Source organism: Paenibacillus sp. J22FR5 (genome assembly GCF_059691975.1).
The window spans coordinates 279,652-297,265 of sequence record NZ_JCAUAN010000004.1 but is presented as its reverse complement, the minus strand read 5'-3'; the positions used below and the strand labels follow the sequence as shown (position 1 = coordinate 297,265).

General features: G+C 47.4%; 13 protein-coding genes. 8 read left to right on the top strand and 5 right to left on the bottom strand.

Annotation, left to right across the window (positions count from 1 at the left end):
- Positions 1–9: 9 nt before the first annotated feature.
- From AC58P7_RS09220 to AC58P7_RS09210, 3 genes are read right to left on the bottom strand one after another with little or no spacing between them, the layout of a single operon-like run.
- Positions 10–975: a Gfo/Idh/MocA family protein gene (locus AC58P7_RS09220; RefSeq protein WP_497341999.1), complete on the bottom strand. Its 966-nt coding sequence runs from the start codon at positions 973–975 to the stop codon at positions 10–12.
- Between the two features lie 14 nt (positions 976–989).
- A complete protein-coding gene (locus tag AC58P7_RS09215) occupies positions 990–2,306 on the bottom strand; it encodes a glutamate-1-semialdehyde 2,1-aminomutase (RefSeq protein ID WP_497341997.1) in 1,317 nt (438 codons plus the stop codon).
- Positions 2,303–3,379 (bottom strand): polysaccharide biosynthesis protein, encoded by a 1,077-nt coding sequence (locus AC58P7_RS09210; RefSeq protein ID WP_497341995.1) that lies wholly within the window; start codon positions 3,377–3,379, stop codon positions 2,303–2,305. Before AC58P7_RS09210 ends, AC58P7_RS09215 begins: the two co-directional genes overlap by 4 nt.
- A 142-nt stretch (positions 3,380–3,521) precedes the next feature.
- Here AC58P7_RS09210 and AC58P7_RS09205 point away from each other — a divergent pair, with 142 nt between their 5' ends.
- From AC58P7_RS09205 to AC58P7_RS09185, 5 genes are all read left to right on the top strand, one after another.
- Positions 3,522–4,634, top strand: a complete 1,113-nt coding sequence (locus tag AC58P7_RS09205; protein WP_497341993.1) for a DegT/DnrJ/EryC1/StrS family aminotransferase — start codon at positions 3,522–3,524, stop codon at positions 4,632–4,634.
- A 10-nt stretch (positions 4,635–4,644) separates the two neighbouring features.
- Complete coding sequence (neuC, locus tag AC58P7_RS09200; protein WP_497341991.1) at positions 4,645–5,790, top strand: UDP-N-acetylglucosamine 2-epimerase; 1,146 nt, start codon at positions 4,645–4,647, stop codon at positions 5,788–5,790.
- Positions 5,791–5,937: 147 nt separating this feature from the next.
- Positions 5,938–6,732 carry a helix-turn-helix transcriptional regulator gene (locus AC58P7_RS09195; RefSeq protein WP_497341989.1) on the top strand — a complete coding sequence of 265 codons (795 nt, stop codon included), beginning with the start codon at positions 5,938–5,940 and terminating at the stop codon, positions 6,730–6,732.
- A gap of 87 nt (positions 6,733–6,819) precedes the next feature.
- On the top strand, positions 6,820–7,971 hold the full coding sequence (locus AC58P7_RS09190; protein WP_497341987.1) for an MFS transporter: 1,152 nt from the start codon (positions 6,820–6,822) through the stop codon (positions 7,969–7,971).
- A 49-nt stretch (positions 7,972–8,020) separates the two neighbouring features.
- Positions 8,021–8,812 carry a 3'-5' exonuclease gene (locus tag AC58P7_RS09185; RefSeq protein WP_497341985.1) on the top strand — a complete coding sequence of 264 codons (792 nt, stop codon included), beginning with the start codon at positions 8,021–8,023 and terminating at the stop codon, positions 8,810–8,812.
- Between the two features lie 85 nt (positions 8,813–8,897).
- Here the strand turns inward: AC58P7_RS09185 and AC58P7_RS09180 are convergent, their stop codons facing one another.
- Positions 8,898–9,272 (bottom strand): hypothetical protein, encoded by a 375-nt coding sequence (locus tag AC58P7_RS09180; protein WP_497341983.1) that lies wholly within the window; start codon positions 9,270–9,272, stop codon positions 8,898–8,900.
- 220 nt (positions 9,273–9,492) lie between these two features.
- Here AC58P7_RS09180 and AC58P7_RS09175 point away from each other — a divergent pair, with 220 nt between their 5' ends.
- From AC58P7_RS09175 to AC58P7_RS09165, 3 genes are all read left to right on the top strand, one after another.
- Positions 9,493–11,049: an SWIM zinc finger family protein gene (locus tag AC58P7_RS09175; protein WP_497341982.1), complete on the top strand. Its 1,557-nt coding sequence runs from the start codon at positions 9,493–9,495 to the stop codon at positions 11,047–11,049.
- On the top strand, positions 11,046–14,012 hold the full coding sequence (locus tag AC58P7_RS09170) for a DEAD/DEAH box helicase (RefSeq protein ID WP_497341980.1): 2,967 nt from the start codon (positions 11,046–11,048) through the stop codon (positions 14,010–14,012). The genes AC58P7_RS09175 and AC58P7_RS09170 overlap by 4 nt, the downstream gene beginning before the upstream one ends.
- A gap of 489 nt (positions 14,013–14,501) precedes the next feature.
- Positions 14,502–15,956 carry a stalk domain-containing protein gene (locus tag AC58P7_RS09165; protein WP_497341978.1) on the top strand — a complete coding sequence of 485 codons (1,455 nt, stop codon included), beginning with the start codon at positions 14,502–14,504 and terminating at the stop codon, positions 15,954–15,956.
- A gap of 87 nt (positions 15,957–16,043) precedes the next feature.
- Here AC58P7_RS09165 and AC58P7_RS09160 read toward each other — a convergent pair whose 3' ends face one another.
- Positions 16,044–17,543: a DHA2 family efflux MFS transporter permease subunit gene (locus AC58P7_RS09160; protein ID WP_497341976.1), complete on the bottom strand. Its 1,500-nt coding sequence runs from the start codon at positions 17,541–17,543 to the stop codon at positions 16,044–16,046.
- Between the last annotated feature and the right edge of the window lie 71 nt (positions 17,544–17,614).

Genomic DNA, 17,614 nt, shown 5'->3' with positions numbered 1-17,614 from the left:
CTTAATTGATCAACCAATTTCAAGCTGTTCCAGCGTCTCAAGCAGCTTTAAATCATCCGGATAATCGTGTGGAAACGGACGCTCACCTAAGAGGGCCAGCAGGAACGCTTGCATCTCGCTCACATACATATCTTCATATTGAAATGGGCGTTCTCCGCTCATGAGGGGCACACACGTCGTTATTTGCAGCTCTCCATCATAAATGACCAGGTTCGGCTCAAAGAAATTCCAACGCACCGTCCCCTTCTCTCCCACCCATGTAAATGTCCTCGTCGCTTGACGAGACACCACATCCACTGTCATTTGTCCCTGAATACTTGGCCCAAATTCGAGTATCATCTGATACACATCGTCGATATCAGCCTGCAAACGGCTCACCTTACGCTTCAACGAATAACCCTTACCGATGGAGCCGAAAACGGAAGTCAACCAAACCCATTCAAAAGGAACGATTTCCCGACACCCGCCAGTTTCACGCTTAGAGACATAAAAATGCCGGTAATCTTCGAACGGATGCCAATCCGGCAAATATTGTCCGGAATGATAAGTAAAAAAGCTATTTTCACCTAACGTATTATTTTTCATAATCTCCCGCAGCACGTGGGTAGCGGGATGAAAACGCATGGTGCATGAAGGAACAGCAACAAGTTCTGGTTTTTCTTTCAACTTCTCGATAAGCTCCGGCATCCCTTCCTTTGTCACGCTGGCTTCTGTGAAGAATGGGATATTTAAATCTGCTGCCAAATGCGCATATGGCATATGAAGATCAGGCGGTGTCGATATGATGATTGCCCTCACCGGCTCTTGAAGCGCACGTTCTATAGAATCGAAGGTTTCGATGCCGAATTTGCTTTCAGCCTCACAACGCCGATCTTCACGAAGGTCAAAACCGATGACTCGCTCCCCGCTTAAAGCGATAAGATCCCTAATCCGGCGCTTGCCCATCGATCCCAGTCCGATGACCAAATAAGACATAGGATTCCTTCTTTCTAATTAAATTTACGAAAAACCGGCTTGACAGCAGGACCTATCAGAAACGAATCGACACCCTGTTCCAAAGCCTGTTTATAAATGGCGCAGGTTCGATTTAGTGCTTCAAGTGTCCGGGCCACTTCACGCTCGCCATGCGAATAACTGATTGAAATATAAGGTATCAATACGCCTTCCTTAATCATTTCCTGGAGAAATAAGGTGCGGAATGAGGCTGAGGGAAGCTCATGTTCATCCTTGCAAACGACGATAGGGCTATTCGGATACCCCCCGATTTGCACATGCGGATCCAAACCATGAGCTTTCACTGTATGCCGCCAGCCATTTTGCAGCATTTTTCCAATGGTTTCAATATGGCCGACCACATTTTTTTCTCGGAATTCAAGTATCGTCTCCTTGGCGGCAGCTAGTGAATGTGTTTCTGCTCCGTTGGTAGCAGACAGTAAAAACAGCCTAGGCTGCTTATGTTCGAGTCCTCCCAATGACATAATATCCCGTTTGCCCGCTAAAACAGCGCAGGAGAAACCATTCCCAATCGCCTTACCAAAAGTGGATAAATCCGGTTCGACACCAAAAATCGTTTGCGCCCCAGGCAGCCCGAACCGGAAACCCGTAATCATCTCATCAAAAATAAGCACAGCACCATGCTGACTCGCTAGTTCACGAACACGCTCCAGGAATCGGTCAGCGGGTGCTTCACTTGTGACTGGCTCTAAAATAACAGCTGCCACATCGTCAGGATACAAATCAAAAATTCGCTCTAAACTTTGGGCATCATTGTAATGAAATGGAATGGAAAGTTCAGACAGTTCTTCAGGTATCCCGTTATTGCATGGCGTCGTGCCAATAAACCAATCATTAAAACTGAAAAAAGGATGCTCTTTGCAAAAAGCAATTCGTTTGCGGCCTGTATATGCCCGGCTTAAACGAATCGCCGCGGACGTCACATCGGAACCATTTTTTGCGAATTTCACCATCTCGGCAGAGGGAATCACGTCCATGAGCAATTCAGCTAATTCCACTTCAATTGGTGCCGGTCTCGTAAAATTAGTGCCTAACTGGACATATTCAATTACTTTCTGTGTGATTCGAGGATACCCGTATCCGAGTGACACAGAACGCAGCCCCATTCCCCAATCGAGAAAGGTGTTGCCATCAACATCCGTTACCCAGGCTCCCTTTCCTGACTGGATAAAGCCCGGAGAAAGCTGAGGGAATTGATCCACACCTTTACTGTACGTATGGCATCCGGCAGGAATCCATTGAACGGCCTTCTGCTGGAGAAGATGTGATTGAACATAACTTTGGCCACTCACGCAGATCCCCCGTCTCTGTGCCACATATACTGTTGATGAAAGCTGGTAATCATCTGCTTCAACTCGCTCTTCCCGATACGCACATCTAGATCGGAGCGGTAAGTATGCACGCTGGACGGTTTGAAGTGCAGATACGGTCCTTGCCTACGAGGTCCAAAAATAACCAACAGTTCATCATCCTCATACAATTGGCCGGTTTCGTTGTCAAAGACAAGCTCTTCATTCATTTTCTCGCCATGCCGCAAGCCTACGATTTTGATGTCTATATTCATTTGCAGTTCTCTAAAATAAAGGCGAACTTCCTGTGCTAGATCTCCAATACGCAGCGTCTTCATTTTCAGCACAAATGTTTCTCCGCCCTGACAGTAAAATGCGGTTTTTATGATTCGATCTACGGCGTCAGGTATTGAAATAAAGAAGCGAGTCATTTCCATATCCGTGACCGTCAGCTCTTCTCCCCGATTTGCTTGATCAAAAAATATAGGCAGTACAGACCCCCTGCTTCCCATCACATTACCAAAACGAATTGTACACAACTTGGTATGCTTATTCATTGGATCGCTATTGCCTTGAATAAACAGCTTTTCCGCAATCAGCTTGGTCGCTCCCAACGTATTGTAGGGATTGACAGCCTTATCTGTACTTATATTCACGACAGTATGCACACCATTACGTATCGATGCACGCACCACATTTTCACTTCCGATAATATTCGTTTTCACAGCCTCGAAAGGGAAGCTTTCACATATGGAAACCTGTTTTAAAGCAGCCGTATGAAATACGATATCGATACCCGAAGTCGCATTCTCCACATCTGAATAATTGCGAATATCGCCCAAATGAAAGTTAATCATCGGCTCATGCTGATAACGAAGCTGCATCATATATTGTTTGGAATCATCTTTATTGAACACAACGATCCGTTTAGGCCGAAAAGTCAACAATTTTTCCACGATCCCCCGACCAATTGACCCGGTACCTCCTGTTACCAACACTGACTTATTCGAAAAAAAAGAATGTAAATCCTCAGCTATAACAGTCAACGAAGACACCACCTTCCTAGATGTATACATATGTAAGCACCAGATTTTTGCCTATGCTGTTGTCTATTTGCCAATATTTGGGCAGTATTAGGAAGCGTTCTACGGACCATTCTTTCGACCTTACATAAAATAAAATGACATCAGCTAGAGTTCTGGGAGGAATGAATGATTCATGATGATTTCATTAGCGCGGCCGGACATATCCGAATTAGAGAAACAATATGTGTTTGAAGTGCTCGATTCTGGTCAGCTTAGTTTTGGCGAGAAGCTAAGCCGTTTTGAGCAATCTTTTCAGAAGGAGCTTGGCATCCGCCACGCCATTGCCATGAACAGTGGAACAAGCGCCCTGCACGTTGCAGTCAAAGCGCTCGGACTTCAGCATGGGGATGAAGTCATTACTACGACTTACAGCTTTATCGCCTCAAGCAACTGTTTGTTGTACGAAGGTGTTAAGCCCGTGTTCGTCGATATTGACCCCCTGACGCTGAATATGGATCCCCGTGCCATCGAAGCTGCGATAACACCAAGAACAAAAGCCATATTAGCCGTTCATGTGTTCGGTCAAACCTGTGATATGGATATCATCATGCAGATAGCCAAAGAGCATCAGTTATATGTCATTGAGGATGCTTGCGAGGCTCTAGGGGCAGAATGGAAAGGCAAAAAAGCCGGAACCTTCGGAGATGTCGGGGTATTTGCCTTCTACGCCAACAAGCAGGTAACTACTGGGGAAGGAGGCATTTTGGTTACAAATCAGGAAATCCTTGCACAGACAGCTTTAAGCCTTCGAAATCAAGGCAGAGGAAACGATAACGCTTGGTTGGAACATGTACGAATCGGCTATAATTACCGGATGTCTGATTTGCAGGCAGCCGTAGGCACAGCTCAGATGGAGCGTTTAACAGAGCTGATGGAAAAGCGTGAAAGAGTCGCCCAAACGTATAAAGAGCTTCTCCACGCTTATAAAGTTCCCATCACTTTTCCAGCTGTTTTGGAAGCTTGTACCCTGAGTTGGTTTGTCTTTATTGTCATACTGCCAGTTGGCGTTAATCAGGTAGACGTTATTAACGATTTGAAGAATCAAGGCATACAGTCTAAACCCTATTTTCCTGTGATTCATCTGCAGCCGTGCTATAGAGAGATCTTTCAAACGACCGAGGGGTCTTTTCCCATTGCAGAGGAAATGGCACAGCGTACGATCGCAATCCCTTTTCACACGCTATTGACTGGCGAGGAGCAAGAATATGTTGTCAGACACTTGGCTGAAGCCGTAAAGAGAGGATGACGTACTTGCCATGCATATCATATGCTTCACAGGAACCAGAGCGGACTATGGAATCCTTCGGCCCGCACTCATGGAACTGCATCGCGATCCTCGCTTTCATTTAGAACTCGTCGTAACAGGGATGCATCTGCTTCCTGAATACGGAAACACTTGGATAGAGGTGACGAATGACCCTGTCCCCGTTATTGCTATGCCATCGATTCTCATGAAAGGAGATTCGCTTGAAAACCAAAGCAAATCACTTGGACTCGGATTGCTTCATTTTGGTGATATTCTTCAGCGTAGTAAACCTGATTGCGTTTTACTCCTCGGTGACCGACCTGAGATATTAGCCGCCGCGATTGCCGCACATTATCAAAACATCGGAATCGTGCACCTGCACGGCGGAGAACAGAGCGGGTCTGCTGACGATGCCGTGCGCCATGCCATCAGCAAGCTCGCGCATCTCCACTTTGTCGCATCAATAAAAGCAAAGCAGTTATTGCTGCACATGGGCGAATCCGACTGGCGAATTGTACCTATCGGTTCGCTGAGAAAACAACAAATAAAGTGTGTTCGTACAATAGATGCTGCGACGACACAACTTTGGAATGAACGCTATGGATTGAATTCCATAAAGAACAAGATTCTGTTATGTATGCATCCGGATTCCAAAGAGCCGTTATCCTACAACCATCAAATCGACTGTGTGTTGGACGCATTGCATCCTTATGCCGCGGACAGCAACATCTATGTAATCGGACCCAACAGCGATCCAGGAGGCGAATTATTTCGCGAGAAGCTCCTGGCCTTTGTGAGCGAAAACGAAAATGTAACCTACATCCCGTCTGTCCCCAATGATCAGTTTCTTTTTTTGCTTCAAAATGTCGATTTGCTCATGGGCAACAGTAGCAGCGCAATCATCGAATCGCCTTTTTTCGGATTGCCTGCTGTTAATATCGGAGGCCGCCAGTATCGACGCGAAACCGCTGATAATGTTCTCCATGTCCCTTTCGATTCCATAGCCATTCAACAAGCGATTAAACAACAATTGAGCAATAACAACCGTATACCATGCTCCAATCCGTACGATCTTTGCGAGAATCCTGAACGGGAACTAGCAGATCAGCTTAACAGGCTTGCCCAAAGGCCTGAGGTTTGGAATAAATTGAAATAAGATGAGCGACCGCGTTTAATAGTAAGTTTTAATGTCAATTAGATAGTATAAGTTTTCAGTAACCGAAAACTTATACTATTTGATGTGGTAAACTATGAAAGCACCATTCTATTTGTACTATTTTACATAGAGGAGCCAATAAATTTCATGTCTGTTTTCTCACCGCAAGATCTGCTGCTCAACCCTTATTTCGGTAAAGTCATCTGTGAGGTGAATTGGAAGTGGAGCCGCGATCACGAGCCCTTCCAAGACTTCGATTTCTGGTATGTATGGGATGGTGAAGGTGAGGTCACCTTAAATAGTAAGCGTTACCACGTTAGTTCCGGCGATTGTTTCCTGTTCAAGCCTGGAGACTTATCCAGTGCCAAGCATAATCCAGAACGACCGCTAACGGTAACGTACATTCACTTCTCAGTCCAAGGGGACCACGCCCTCCTGATGTCATTACCATCCTTTGTTCACTTCGATCCTGCTGAGTTCCATGAATCCTACTTAGATCGTTTCGTACATGTGCGTCTGACGGAAGCTTATGGACATGAGGAAGAAGCGAAAGCGCTGCTCAGGCTGGTTCTGTTGCTTTTTGAACGTCAAGCACCTGCCCATCAATCACAGGGTGATCCGGCACGACGCTCCATGAACCGAGTGATGATGGATATCGCGGCTCACATTCGTCAAGATCCGGGGCGTCAGCATAGTATTCAAGATTTAGCTAAACAAGCCCATCTTTCTCCACGTTATTTCTCTTTAAAATTCAAAGAAATCATGGGCCAAACGATTGAATCCTATCTCATTCAGTCCAGAATTGAGCGCGCTGCTTATTTGTTAAAACTAGGGATGAATGTCAGTGAAGTCGCTGAAGCGCTGGGCTATCGGAGCATTTATTTCTTTAGCCGCCAGTTCAAAAAAGTTACAGGAACGAACCCATCTCAGCTCCGTTCTTGATAATTTTTTTTGCAACTCTGGCTGGGCGTGATAAAATGTACATTTACGACAGCATCGCGCTAGTTCATCACGGAAGGTTTGGTCATCATGAATTCATCCAACTTATTGCGCTCCTTTAACTTTTTGTATTTCGCTTTACTCGCTCTCTTCGTTTCATTTCTGCCCGTCTATTTAGATGCTCAGGGACTTTCCACATCCAAAATTGGTCTCATCATAGGGACCGGTGGCTTTATCGCTATTTTTTCCCAGCCATTATGGGGCATGATTAGCGACCGAACGAAAACCATCAAAAAAGTTATGTTACTTCTACTCTTCTGTTCGACGATCATCGGCTACTTGCTCTATGATTCCAAAACCTTTATCGTCCTTCTCCTTTTTACCATGCTGCTTTACTTCTTCTTGATGCCCCTGGATCCATTGACGGAAAGCCTTAACTTCCAAACCGCGGAAGCCGTTGGCACCAGTTATGGTTCGATCCGTACTTTTGGCGCTGTTGGGTATGCGGTGATGTCTTTAATTGTTGGCTATGCGGCTCAATACTTCGGCATTCATAGCTTGGCCTACCTTTTTGGTGGAATAGGTGTCATTAGCTTAATTATTTGCTTCGCGTTGCCAGATGCTCCTGTGACTGGGAAACCTATCTCACTGCGAAGTCTACGAAATTTTCTAGGCAATAAAGAAACCATATGGTTTATGGTATTAATCTTCATTTGTGCAGTTCCGCAACGGATTAACGATACGTTCCTTGGCGTCTATATCCGAGAATTGGGCGGCAGCAATCATTTGGTCGGAATTGCTTTTTTCTTAGCAGCTGGGAGTGAGATTCTAGTCTTTGCACTTAGCTTCTGGTGGCTTCGAAAAGGGAAGGAATTAGCTCTTATTTCATTCGCAGCGTTCTTCTATTTCTTACGTTTCCTTATCAGCGCTTTGGTGACTGAACCGCATGTACTCGTCGCGATCCAGCTCCTTCAAACCTTCACATTCCCTATCTTCTACTCAGCTGCCATACAGTATTTATATCAAATTGTCCCTGAAGAATGGCGTGCAACTGGACAAACGGTTCTAGCTATTATCTTTTTCGGTATCTCGGGTATTGTCGCTTCTTATCTAGGAGGATGGTTCTATCAAGTATTTGGTGGGGGGCAGCTTTTTATCTGGGTGTCAGTCATGTCGTTCGTTGGATTCTTGTTTAGTCTAGTGCTGCGTGCGGTCTATCGTAAACAGAAGCTGGCATACTAAGCATTTTCTGCTAAAATGATAGGATAGAGATGAAACGGGGGCACACACCATGGATTACATTATATTAGATATCGAATTTAACGGCCGAAAGTTTGCCAGTGATCTACCGATGGAAGTTATCGAGATTGGGGCAGTTCGATTAGATGCTTCTCTGGGGCAAATAGATGAATTTTCTGCTTTAATTAAGCCCGTCTATTTCTCCAAATTGAACGCATTTATTAAGAAAAAAACGGGAATTCCCCAAGAAGATATCGATGAAGCTGCTGGCTTTCGCAAAGTGATTGCCGACTTCTTGGAATGGCTCGGACGGAGTGAAGAATTGCTGCTCGTGACATGGGGCGGCGAAGATCTGAAGCGTATCATATTCGATACCCGCATGCACAAGCTAGATGATGCGTATTGGATGGCAGCCTACTATTTCGACTTACTGAAAGGGTTTACCCGCTTCAAAAAAGTAACAAATGACGTCAGTGTGGAAGCAGCGCTCGTTGATCTGAATATCGAAGCGCAGGGCTCAGCACACAGGGCTTTGGATGATGCGCGGATGACGGCGGAGGTATTCCGCTCGATCTTCACTGAGCTAGACTTTGATCGCAAGCAACAGTACGTCGATATGTACACGAATGCCAAGGAACGAAGGCTGATCAAAACAGCCGTAAAAACCATCCACATGCAAAAGGTCGTTCCGACCTGGGAGCTGTTCGTGGAGAAGTATTACGCGGATAAAATCGAGGCAGCCGACGCCAAAAAGATCGCCGAAATGCAAACGCTATTCGCCGCGGAAGTCGCGAAGGGCATACCTGCAGCGAAACCTGCGGGGAATACTGCGACATCGAAATAGCCGCGCCAACAACGAAAAAGCCAATCTACCGACTAATCTTGCTGAGCAAGCTATCGGGTAGATTGGCTTTTTAATATGCCAACCATTACAGCTGATCCACGCCTAGTCGGTTCTGATAGAAACCGGGGATCACTTTGTCTTTGGTCGTCTTGGATTCGTGGGACTGCAATGAAAGCAAGGTATCCGTTAGTTCCATAAACCACAGCTGATCTTTGATTTCAAGGGCAATGTCGATCATACTGCGTACGCCAACTTCTGTATCAAGTCCGCTTATTGGTAATGTCTTCACACTGGAGATTTTCACTTCAATTTGATGCCCAATAATTTCATCTTGATCGGAAGCAATGACATGAACGAAGGCGATACCATGCTGCCAAGCGATCGCTTCCACATAACCATGAACCAATTCATCTTCACTTGTTGTTGCGACTACCCAATCACCAATTGCAACGTTCAACATACGCCTCGCCACCTTCACTAAGAATGTTAATTCATACTGTAATTATAATGATTACAGTATGAATTGTCAAGTGAGGTTAAAAGACTTTGGAGGCATCCACCAGATATGGACATCAGCTCTTTAGGAAGTACAAATTGTCCCTGTTAAATTTACAAGTTAGTCTCGACATTTTATACTAGATGAATGTCATCTTATCGTAGGTATCCAAAGGAGTTTGAACATGTCTTCTACACCCGTTTTGAATGATGACCAATGGTCGAAATTGCTTGAATATGTGGCCGAAACGTTCAACGAAGTTACACTAAGTCGGGGCTTTCATTTCTATAAACAACAGATGGTTACGTCTCTTATTATTGTACCTGAGATTCGGAAGGTTCATGCGGTCGTGGAAGAGTTTGGCGAGAATTGTAAGGTTGCGATTGACCTCAATCAGCTGAAAACAAGCTCATGCACATGTCCTGTGCGCACGTCCTGTAAGCATGTAGCAGCCGCTCTCATGGAATTAGCTGATCGACAAGGTTACCCTGCTTCACAAATTATGAATGCTAAGATGGCGTTAAAGCGGGTAGCTGCTTTGTCCTCTAATGTGTCTACGCTGGAGAATCTGCCAGAGATGACCGTGGCTGGCTGGCACAAATTCATGGAGCATTACACGTATCACTTTAAACCCTCCTACGATCAATGGAACTATGTTGAATTGCTGCGAGGGCAGTTTGCAAATCTCAAGCGAACGACGATTCCGTTTTCCGAGACGGATCAGTTTTATTTCGAATTCCATCAGAGGTTGTTCATTCTGCGCAAAATTGTCGAGCAGAACACACAAGCTGGCGTCACGTTCTACACCGCCGCAACCGTATATCATTTAAGTGATGAGCTCGATGATTGGCTGAAAGAAGCTTCTGGTTTGCCAGATGGCTCATGGCATGGCGAGAGATCTACACAAACCTTGGATTATCTCCGAGCGCAGATGGCGATCGAGTCACATAAGAAGCTGCATCACTTTCGTGTGTTCACAACGTTCTGGGCTTTCAGAGGCCCAAGGGATGCAAACATAACAACAACTGAGCTTGCGGCTTTCGAAGCGATGGAAGCGGCCGAGCTCTCCTTTTCACTCTGTGCGGGAAGAGCCTATCTAAACCTGCATCAAGCGAGATACAGCGAAGCATGGGAAGTTATAGCCTCACACGCCTCGTACAAGGAAGCGCCAGCACTTCTTTTCACACCTTTTCTTGCTTATCTAGAACACATTCAGAATTGGAGCGAGATTGTTCATTGGCTGCGGAGATTATGTTCTTTTTATAATGGAAAAAGAATGCACGAAATCGAATCTTACGCCGCTTATTGGAAGATGGCTGTCGCTCAACTGCCAGAAGCTGAGCCAGAGATGTGGCAGGCCTTAGAAGAGCTTTTGCCAACCTCCTATCGGATCATAGAGACGCTCTATTATGAGAGACGCCAATGGAAGTCTTGGATCGAAATGCAAATTATGCAGGGATACGATCCCTTCACGCATCGCGTCAATGTCCTGCAGCCGATTGAGAAGGAATCGCCTGAGCTTCTACTGCCCTACTACCACCAAGCGGTAGAACACTATATTCGGTTGAAAAACCGCCACGATTACAAATCGGCCGTACGTCTGCTGAAACGTTTGGAAAAAGTATACAAAAAAATGAAGCAACCCGAACGATGGGAAGCGTTCTTCACCCGATTCGTCAGTCGGTTTAGCAGGCTGCGTGCCTTGCAAGAAGAATTGAAGAAAGGGAAGCTGCTAGAATGAGTACCAAATTGCATGAAATGTCGTTATGCATGTCCCTAACGGACGGCGGAGATGCCTTGTTATGGGGCTTCAAAGATGGAAGAGATGTCTCCGGCGATCACTTCCGTAAGTTGTTGTTCACCTGGCATGCCTCTTCTCTATATGGTACTTTGCTTGAGACGCAACAGGCTGGCGAGTTGACCGTGACCATTCTCCCTGTGGAGCAGGTGCTCTCTTTCTTTGCAGCGCCGAATTTGATGGATATTGTGAGCTGGGAAATGGGCACCGAGTCTGCGCAGATGATGCTGCGAGTAGCCCCGCTTCTCTATGATGCCACTCAGAAAGGGCAATATATTCCGAGCTATGAGGATTTCCGCAATGGCCAGTTGATTTGGACTTGGGATCGTAGTGCAGAAGAGCTGGCGAAAGTAGATTGGAACATGTTAGAGAGCATGGATGACCTTGGCGAAGGCTTGATGGGTTTACGCGCAGCCTTCTCAGCGGCGGTCGTAGAAGCTCATTATGCCGATGAGGCGGCAATGGCCGATTTGCGGCGGGATTATCCGGCGTTATTTACGGCTAATCGGAAGTCGAACACGGCAGATGATTCACCTGCAGCTTTCACCGAGAATGAATGGCTCTCTGCCATGGGTTGGCGTCCAGACTTAGCGCCTTTCCGTCCTGCATTACAGCTGCTTGAGCCTGACGAATTGGAAGATGAGTGGCGTCTGCGGCTCGTACTGCAGGATAAACACGACAGCACCCTGCTCACACCGATTAGCTTGCATGTTGATGGCACAGCTTCGGGCGCATGGGCAGCCGATTGGACGCCGCATGTGGTGGAGCGTGCACCTGGTTGGGTGACGCGTTTGCTAGAAGCTTTGCCCCGTATGGCGGATGACGGGGAACTGCTCGCTCATCCGATGAGCGACGATTCAGCTTGGACGTTCCTGACGAAGGACAGCCGTATTCTGTTGGAGGATGGTTGGAACGTGATGCTGCCAGCCTGGTGGGAAGCAGCCGCCAAACGGAAGCCGCGACTCAGCGCTAAGGTCGCTGCTGAAGCAGGCGGCGGTGCTGGCGGTGGCGGCAAAAGCGAGTCCTTGTTCGGCATGAACTCGCTCGTCAATTTTGATTGGCGAATTGCCATCGGGGATTCCGAATTGAGCGAAGCCGAATTCAATAGCTTGCTCACTCGCAACGAAAGGCTAATCCGTTTCCGTGGGCAGTGGATCTATCTCGACCCTGCGTTCTTAGAGCAAATCCGCAGACTCATGGACAGCATTGATCCGGCTGAGGGATTGTCCCTGCAAGATATTTTCCAGCTACACTTGTTGAGTGAATTAGAACGGGATAAAGTGAAAGCTTCGTGGGATAGCGAAGCTCCCGAGGAGCTAGACTACGAAGAGGAAGCTAGATTGCAACTGGAGGTTGAACTGAACGGACATCTGCTAGCCTTGGTTCGGCAGCTTGGTCAGCCTTCCGAGCTAGAGCTCGTCCCCGTGCCGCAAGGCTTACGCGCCGAACTTCGCGGCTATCAGCACCAAGGCTTCACTTGGCTGACTTATCTGCGGAAGTTCGGACTTGGCGCTTGCTTAGCCGATGATATGGGACTTGGTAAAACCGTTCAATTTATCACATATTTACTGCATCACAAGCAGGATTCGGAACAGCCAGCTCTACTCATCTGCCCAACTTCTGTGCTTGGGAACTGGCAGAAGGAGCTTGCACGCTTTGCACCTGAGCTTAATGTCATGCTGCATTATGGGAAAGGTCGACTCAGTGACGGGGCGCTGGATGATGCTTTGCAGGGGATCGATATCGTCCTCACCTCTTACACGACAGCCCTTATGGATCAAGAGACGCTTCAACCGTATACGTGGAGTTCTCTCTGTTTGGACGAGGCACAGAATATCAAAAACGCGCAAAACAAACAATCCGCCGCGATACGCTCATTTAACGCTGTTCACCGAATTGCCCTGACAGGGACGCCGATTGAGAATCGATTATCAGAGCTGTGGTCGATCTATGATTTCCTGAATCCAGGCTACCTCGGGAATCAGCGCGGCTTTCAAATTCGCTTCGCGAATCCGATCGAGAAACATCAGGATACGGAACGTACCGCGCAGCTGCAGCAGTTGGTTAAACCGTTTATGCTGCGCCGCAAAAAGAAAGATCCTGCCATCCAGCTCGATCTGCCGGACAAGCTAGAGATGAAAGTCTACATCAACTTGACCGCTGAGCAAGGTGCGATGTACGAGCAGACCGTCAAGGATCTGATGGAGCGGATGCAAAAGCTCGAAGGCATGGAGCGCAAGGGCGCGATCCTTGGCGCATTGACACAACTGAAGCAGCTGTGTGACCATCCGATGCTGCTTTCGAAGGAAGCGGATCAGGCAGAGGACATGATGCAAAGCGAGGATGGGCGCGAAGCGCTGGTTCTGCGCTCGGCGAAGCTGGAGCGGCTCGTTGCGATGGTCGATGAGCTCCGCGATGAGGGCGATTCGTGTTTGATCTTCACACAGTATGTGGGCATGGGCCGTATGCTGGCGAATGTGCTCTCCGCGCAGCGCGGAGAGCCGGTGTTCTACCTTAACGGGAGCACGCCGAAGCAGGAGCGCGACCGCATGATTGAGCGGTTCCAAGCCGCCGACGGGGATGGACCGAATATTTTCGTGCTGTCGCTGAAAGCCGGCGGCGTCGGGTTGAACTTGACCGCGGCGAACCACGTGTTCCACTTCGACCGCTGGTGGAATCCCGCGGTCGAGAACCAAGCAACCGACCGTGCCTACCGCATGGGCCAGACGCGGAACGTGCAGGTCCACAAGTTCATCTCGCTCGGTACGTTGGAGGAACGTATCGACGAAATGCTCGAAAGCAAAATGAGCCTCAGCGACAACGTCATCTCCTCCTCTGAAGGCTGGATTACCGAGCTTTCGAATGATGAGCTGCAGGATTTGTTTACGCTGCGCAAGTCTTGGTAGTTGGGAGCAACACCTGCGCACTATGAATAAGGGCTGTCTCCGCGTAGATGCATCTACACGGGGATAGCCCTTGCTTTTTGGGTTGGCTGCAACTTTCAATTCAGTCATTTTCGAGTGTCCATGTTGTATTTTATATTATTTTATACAACATAACGAGGGTTCTGCTCGGCTTTATGTTACTGATGTTGCACTTTGTGCAACATTATTTCTCTAAATGAGCCATTTCCCACCATTCTGGCTCATTTTATTGTACGTTTTACAACATAGGTTACCCATACGCCAATTTCACCCCAATTATGTTGTACATCGTACAACTTCACGCCCCAATTAACGTACGAAGACATAGCCACTCCCCTAACAACAAGAAATCATCAACTGCTTCTCATCACTTGACCTACGTCATAAACACCACAGCTCGTCCGAATGTTATACGTAAGTGATCAATTTTCAGCAAATTTCGACAATCACCCTACCAAAGGAGACATCCGCATGTTGTATAGAAAACTCATCATACCTGCTACTTCCCTGCTGCTTAGTGCAGCTCTCCTCACCGGAGGGGCGCCAGCTTCTGCCCTCTATTCCCCATCTGTTAACGCGGTTACGAAACTCGTATACGCTTCAGGTAAAAACTTCACTGTTAACGTTGTAACGGTTGACCTCACAGATCCGACGCTAGAGCTTGTACCCGCTTTGGCCGAAGGCGGCATTGGGCACGACGCGTCCATGCAATCCATCGTTGAGGGCGAGCAAGCCGTTGCCGCGATTAACGGAACTTTTTTCAACGCCTACGAGTCTGATCCTTATATCCGCTATCCCAATGGGACCTTGCTGAAGTCTGGCGAGCCCATGCATTCTGGAGAGAATCAAACGCTTTTTCTAAACAAAGATAAAGTACCGGACATTCAGTTCGTTAATCTCGACATTGCCGTTCGCACAAGCGAAGGCGGCGGCACCTATACCATTAACCCTTGGGGTATTAACAAATACTACGGAGACACGAGCACCGACCAGATTGTCTGGTATACGCCGGATTTTGGCCGATGGATCGGATTTCCAAACGGAACTAAAGTGGTTATCAGTGACGGACTTGTCACTCGCATTACGCAGGATTCCGTGTCAGTTCCGGAAGGCGGTTACGTCCTGTTTGTCGGCAACAGCGCCAACAATAAGCAGAACGTTTTGACCAAGTTGGACGTGGGTGACAGAATCACGAACGAGATTGTAGCGAAGGGTGAAGGCGGAAGCAATCTCGATGCCAAAACATGGCTATCCGCGATCGGCGTCGGTCCGAAGCTGGTTACGAATGGATCTACAGATATCAATGTGAAACGCGATGGCTTTACGGACCCTAAAGTTACGCAATCTTCCGCAGCCAGAAGCTTCGTTGGGATCGATAGCTCTGATCGCCTCGTGATGGGCACCGTTCCGAGTGCAACCTTATCAGAGCTTGCGGCCATCTCCATTCAACTAGGATTGAAAGAAGCGATGAATATGGATGGCGGGTCCTCCTCCGGCCTTTATGCCAACGGCACGATGATGACCTATCCAGGTCGGAAGCTCAGTAATGCACTCGTTGTACGCAAGCTAGACAAGCCAAAAGTGCAAATCGAAATTAATGGACAATACATTTCCGATTTCACTGGTTTCATCGACAAAGAAACGACCGTCGTCCCGATTCGTCCGTTTATTACCGCGATGAATGCCAAGTTTGCCTGGGATGCAGCAACGCGCACCGCAACGATCACCAATGCTGGCGTTACCTTGAAGCTACAGGATGGCAGCACCGTTGCTTCGGTCAACGGAAAGTCCGTATCTGTGCCCGTCCCTTTGCAAATCCTGGGCGACAGCCGGATGTATGTCCCGCTACGCCTCGTTGCCGAATCGCTCAAAAGCACGGTGGCGTGGAACAGTAAGTTGTACCGTGCATCGGTGCGACTGCCATAAATTTGTATAGCAAGAAGGCAGCCCCTAAGTAGTTACTTGAGGGCTGCCTTTTATTTCGCCAAAACGTTGTCTAATCTCCAATCAGCCTTAGTGCAATCCCTCTAACGCGACTTCTGTACGCGCTTCTTGGTGTGCTACTGTCTTACCACGGCGAAGGAAGAGTCCGAGAACAACGCCACACATCGCGATCAACATCATGACTTTGAACGTATATCCGAATGCATCAGGCGCTACGGAAAGCATGGATTTTTGCATCTCTGCAGGGGAACCCATAGGAAGCTTTTGCTCAGTAATCATCGTCGTCACGCGTGAAGTAAGAATCGTTACCACGATCGCTACACCGAACGAACTGATGACTTGCTGCATAGCACTAGTCAAAGAAGTAACCCGACTGACGAGGTCCTGTGGAGCTTTTTTAATCAAATGGGAGTTAATTGGCATCATCATGAGACCCATACCCGCACCAGCCATCGCAAGCGGAAGGATGAGATCCGTTCGTTGCGTGCTCAAATCCATGTGGGAATATTGGAAAATCGCCCCAGATACAAGTGTAAGACCGATAACAACCAACCAACGAACGCCGATTTTATCAAATAAATAACCGCCAATTGGCATCATAAGACCCGAAGCGATTGCCTGCGGGAACAAGGTCAGGCCTGTATCAAACGCACCGTAACCTCGGGCTTGCTGTAGGAATTGCGGCAGAAGGAAGATCGCCCCAAACATACAGAATTGTATCACCCATTGAATGAATATACTAAAAGAAAAATCGAATGATTTGAACACTTTCAGCTCAAGCAATGGAATTTTCGTTTTCAACTCTACGATTACGAATGCGATTAAGGCAACAGCACCAACGATGATACCGCCAAGTGCTTTATCGGAAGTCCACCCTGAAGCACCTTGCGAAATCCCATAGGATAGCGATGCGAAAGCAATCGGTCCTAAGATCATACCTGGCAGGTCAAAACCAGCAACCTTTTTACGAGCAACGACAGGTAATTTCCACAATCCAAAAATAAAGCTAAAGATACCGACAGGCAGATTAATAAGGAAAATCCAGTGCCATGAATGGTACTCAACTAACCAACCAGACAAAATTGGCCCAATCGCTGGCGCTAACAAAATAGGTACGCCTAGCATACCCATGACTTGCCCAATTTTGCTCGGAGGACTAAGTCTGTATACATAAGCCATGGCAACAGGCATCACGAAGCCCCCACCTAAGCCTTGCAGGATACGGAAGAAGATTAACATTTCTGCACTGTTAGGTGTCGCGCATAAAAGTGATGCAATCGTAAATAAAAGCACTGACGTTAGGAAGACATTCTTCGCTCCAAATCGGTCAGATAACCATCCCGCTAATGGAATCACCGCTGCGGATGCTAGCATATAACCCGTCACTGCCCATTGGATCGTTGGCAGATCCGTCTTGAAATCAACCACCAACTTCGACAGGGCAACGTTCATTGCTGTCGTGTCGAGGATAACCATGAATATGCCCGTAATAATGGCGATGAGCGGCACCAGGATGCTCGTAAACTTAAATTCCGGCTCAGTTTCACCGGATACAACTGTTTGACTCATTCCTTACTCCTCCTTAGACAATCTAACTCTTGTCGTGTTACAATAAAAACGGGACAATTGTCCGCTACTAC